Source organism: Paludibacter sp. 221, from assembly GCF_010501035.1.
Classification (GTDB): domain Bacteria; phylum Bacteroidota; class Bacteroidia; order Bacteroidales; family Paludibacteraceae; genus QVMH01.
On sequence record NZ_QVMH01000034.1, the window covers coordinates 7,303 to 11,534 of the forward strand.

General features: G+C 40.3%; 2 protein-coding genes. One reads left to right on the top strand and one right to left on the bottom strand.

Annotation, left to right across the window (positions count from 1 at the left end; translation table 11 throughout):
- Positions 1-216 precede the first annotated feature (216 nt).
- A complete protein-coding gene (gene secDF / locus D0T49_RS08125; protein WP_163630200.1) occupies positions 217-3,204 on the bottom strand; it encodes a protein translocase subunit SecDF in 2,988 nt (995 codons plus the stop codon).
- A gap of 355 nt (positions 3,205-3,559) precedes the next feature.
- On the opposite strand from secDF, the gene D0T49_RS08130 reads away from it, so the two are divergent.
- Entirely contained in the window at positions 3,560-4,057 is a 498-nt protein-coding gene (locus D0T49_RS08130) for a ferritin-like domain-containing protein (protein WP_163630202.1), read from the top strand.
- Positions 4,058-4,232: the final 175 nt, after the last annotated feature.

The following is a 4,232-nucleotide window of genomic DNA, read 5'->3' on the forward strand; positions in this document are numbered from 1 at the left end:
GCTGAATTTCTTAACGCTCACCAGCTGAGGCGGAAAAATTAGCTACGGCTACGAAGTAGATTAAAAAAAACAAATCAACATGATTTGATAGATTTTGATGTTACCCTGAAAACAAAAACTCCTGTCCACTAAGACAGGAGCTTTTCGTATAGAGTTCTTTTTTGTTTTATTGTCAAGAAAATAAGGCTTGTAACTCGTAATTAATTACTTGTACGCTTATTTCTTTTCTATTGCTTTGGCTTCGGCCTTTTTGGTTTTTTTCATGTAGTATTCGTAAGCAATCGGTGCTGCAAGGAATATAGATGAGAAAGTACCGATGATAATACCGAACATCATAGCGAATACGAATCCGCGGATAGTTTCGCCACCGAAGATGAAGATTGCAATCAACACTACTAATGTACTCATCGAGGTACTGAACGTACGGCTTAATGTAGCGTTAATAGAGTCGTTTATAACGGTACTTCTTTCGCGTTTCGGATACAACCTTACGTTTTCACGTATACGGTCGAAGATAACCACCTTGTCGTTTACCGAATAACCTACTACTGTAAGTATTGCCGCGATGAACGATTGGTCTATCTCCATCGAGAACGGCATGATACCATAGAAAAGCGAATACAATCCTAATGTGATAAGGGCATCCTGAGTCAATCCGGCAATAGCACCAAGTGAGTAGCCGAATCCACGGAAACGGATAAACACATACAGTCCGATAGCAAGAATCGCAAATATAACTGCAAATACTGCAGAGCGTTTAATGTCGTCGGCAATGGTAGGGCCTACTTTTTGCGAACTTTGGATATAATCCTGTACAAATTCTTCTTTGGTCACATTGTCGCCCAAAAGCGGTTGCAGACTGTTGTACAATATAGTTTCCATTTCGTTATCTACCGATTCAGAATTGTCGTCAATTTTGTATTTGGTAGAAATACGTACCTGATTGTCAGAACCAATGGTGATAACTTGTGCCGCAGCATCTTCAAAAGCATCATCAAGGAGCGAGCGTACTTCTTCGGTTTGTACAGGTTGTTCGAAACGTACTACATAGTTACGTCCACCGCTGAAGTCGATACCTAAGCTCAATCCACGTGTGAATAACGATACGATACAGATAACAATCATTGCAAGAGAAATGATGTATCCGATTTTACGTTTCCCGATGAAATTGAAACGTGTATTCTGGAACCAGTTCTTGGTTACATTTGTTGTAAATGGAAGTTCTTTTGCTTTATCCCTGTTGGCATATGCTTGCAGCATAGTACGTGTAAGGAATACTGATGTAATGAACGATGTAATAGTACCGATAACCAATGTGTTTGCAAAACCTTTGATAGGGCCTGTTCCGAATATCATTAATATAATACCGGTGATTACAGTTGTTACGTTGGCGTCGATAATAGCAGAGATTGCATTTCCGAAACCATCCTGAACTGCTTTTTTCAGGTTTTTACCCGCGCGCATTTCTTCCCGGATACGCTCGTAGATAAGCACGTTACCGTCCACCGCCATACCCAGCGTGAGCACAATACCCGCTATACCCGGTAATGTAAGTACTGCCGAGAACGAGGCAAGTATACCAAGCAGGAAAAATACGTTTGCGAACAATGCTATGTCTGCAATAAGACCCGGAATCAGGCCATAATAGAAAATCATGTAAAGCAGAATCAGGACAAAAGCGATGATGAAAGAAATCAAACCGCTGTTGATAGCTTGCTCTCCTAACGATGGTCCTACTATATCTTCTTGAATGATACGTGCCGGAGCAGGCATTTTACCCGAATTCAGGGTATTTGCCAAGTCTTTCGCTTCTTCAAGGGTGAAGTTACCTGTGATTTGAGATTGTCCTCCCGAAATTTCAGTATTAACCCGTGGGTAAGAGTACACATATCCATCCAATACGATAGCGATACATTTACCGATATTATCTTTTGTCATGCGAGCCCAAGTTTTCGACCCTTCGGCGTTCATGCTCATACTAACGTTTGCGAAAGCTGACCCTTGCGAGAAATCGGCACGTGCATTGGTAATAACGTCACCTGCAAGTGGAGCGCGTCCATCGCGGTTGGTTACTTTGATAGCCAACAGTTCGTACATGTCGCCACGTTCGCTGGTTGGTTTAACCGACCAGCGGAACTCAAGGTCGCGAGGGAAAACTTCCCTTACTTGTTTCATGCTAAGATATTCGTTTACTTTAGCAGTGTCGCGTCCTGATACTACTCCTACAAGAGGTCCGGCATATCCACGCATTGTTTCAGTTTGGGTTAAACCGAACAATGGATTTGCTTTTTTGTATTCTTCGAGTAGTTTGTTGTTATCAGCAACGTTTTCGTCACCTTGTTCCAACAGGGCTAAGCTGTCGGCGTCAAGAGTTGAGTTTGCGGTATTGGTAGATGCTGTCGAAGTTGTTTCTTCTGCTTTTGCCGATTCTGTTGCGCGTTGCATTTCGGCTAACACGCGGTTTGCTTCAGACAGGTTGCTGTATATCTCGTTCAACTCGTAAGTTTCCCAAAATTCGAGGTTAGCAGAACCTTGCAGCAGTTTACGAACGCGTTCGGGTTCTTTAATACCGGGAAGCTCAATCAGTATACGACCAGTGTTTCCAAGTTTCTGGATATTAGGCTGTACCACCCCGAAACGGTCGATACGTGTACGAAGCACGTTGAACGAGTTGCTTACAGCGCCGTCAATCTCACTGCGAAGCACTTTTACCACTTCGTCGTTCGGTGTATTTAATGATATACGGTCTTTCAGGTCGAATGTACTGAAAATAGCAGCAAGTTGTCCCTGTGGGTCGAGCTCGGTATATGCCTGAACAAATAAATCCAGGTATTGGACATTACTGTTTGTTTTCTGACGTTCGCTGGCAAGAGCCAATGCTTTGTTGAAATTTTCGGTGGTGTTGTATCCTGATAACGAGCGGATAACATCAGGGATAGATACTTCGAGTGTAACGTTCATCCCCCCTTTAAGGTCAAGACCCAGGTTAATTTCTTTTTCGCGGCATTCTTTCAGCGTATAGCCAAGCCAAACCTTTTCGTATCCCAAAGAATCCAGATACTGGTATTCTTTCATTTTATCCCCATTCGCGTATTCGCTTGCCTTTTTTGAATAGGTTGCCGTTACAACAGTAAACGAAAGATAAAACAAACACACAAGTGTGAGTGCTGCTGTAAAGAGCCTTACAAGTCCTTTGTTTAACATGAATTTCTTATTTTAAAAATAACACAATTATTTAATTCTATTTTTTTAGAGTTGCAAAGATAAGTTTTTTTATTATAAACACACAAAATTCAATCATTATTTATCGCAATAGAAGCCACATAGGTAGAAAATTATTCCTTTATATGTGTGACTTTGTTGAGTTCGGTTTCTTGCTTTGGTACAAAGTGTAATTATTTTGGGATATAACTTTACTGCTATTGAAAACAAAAAGTGTTAAAAAATAAATATCAGTATATTTTGCAAAACCTTTTTCGGCTTTGTGTTGTTTGTATTATACTTGGATTTCAGAAAAAGATTTTTTATTAAAGTATTAATTCATTAAAATATTAGAATCATGGGAAAAGAAAGTGTTGATATTATCAAAAAATCGCTTGATGTAAAAAAATTATTAGAAATGCTGAACGCAGCACTTAGTGAAGAATGGTTGGCATATTACCAATATTGGGTAGGAGCAGCCTTGGTTGAAGGCCCTATGCGTCCTTCGGTTCAGAAAGAGCTCGAAATTCATGCTAAAGAAGAGTTAGGACATGCTGATATGTTGGTCGAGCGTATTATCCAGTTGGAAGGAACTCCGGTACTTTCTCCTGAAGAATGGACAAAGTTGGCTCGTTGCAAATACTATGCACCAACCAACCCTTATATCGTATCAATTTTGAACGATAACCTGAAAGGTGAAAGATGTGCTATTGTACGCTATCAGGAAATAGCCGACTATACCTTTGGTAAAGACCACGAAACTTATAAGATTGCGACACAAATTTTGGCCGATGAGCTGGAACATGAGCAGGAAATAGAAGACTGGTTGAAAGACATTAGTGATATTAAAAAATAACCGTGCATTAACTGAATGGTTTGAAAAGCTGTCGAAATTCGGCAGCTTTTTTTGAATAAAACTACTTGAATACATGACGAAAAATGTCGAATGTTTCTTCAATCTGTTATAGGTACTTTTTTGACCTTGTCCGGTGAGCCGAAAAATAAGAGCAGACGGCGTTAAAAAATCTTCC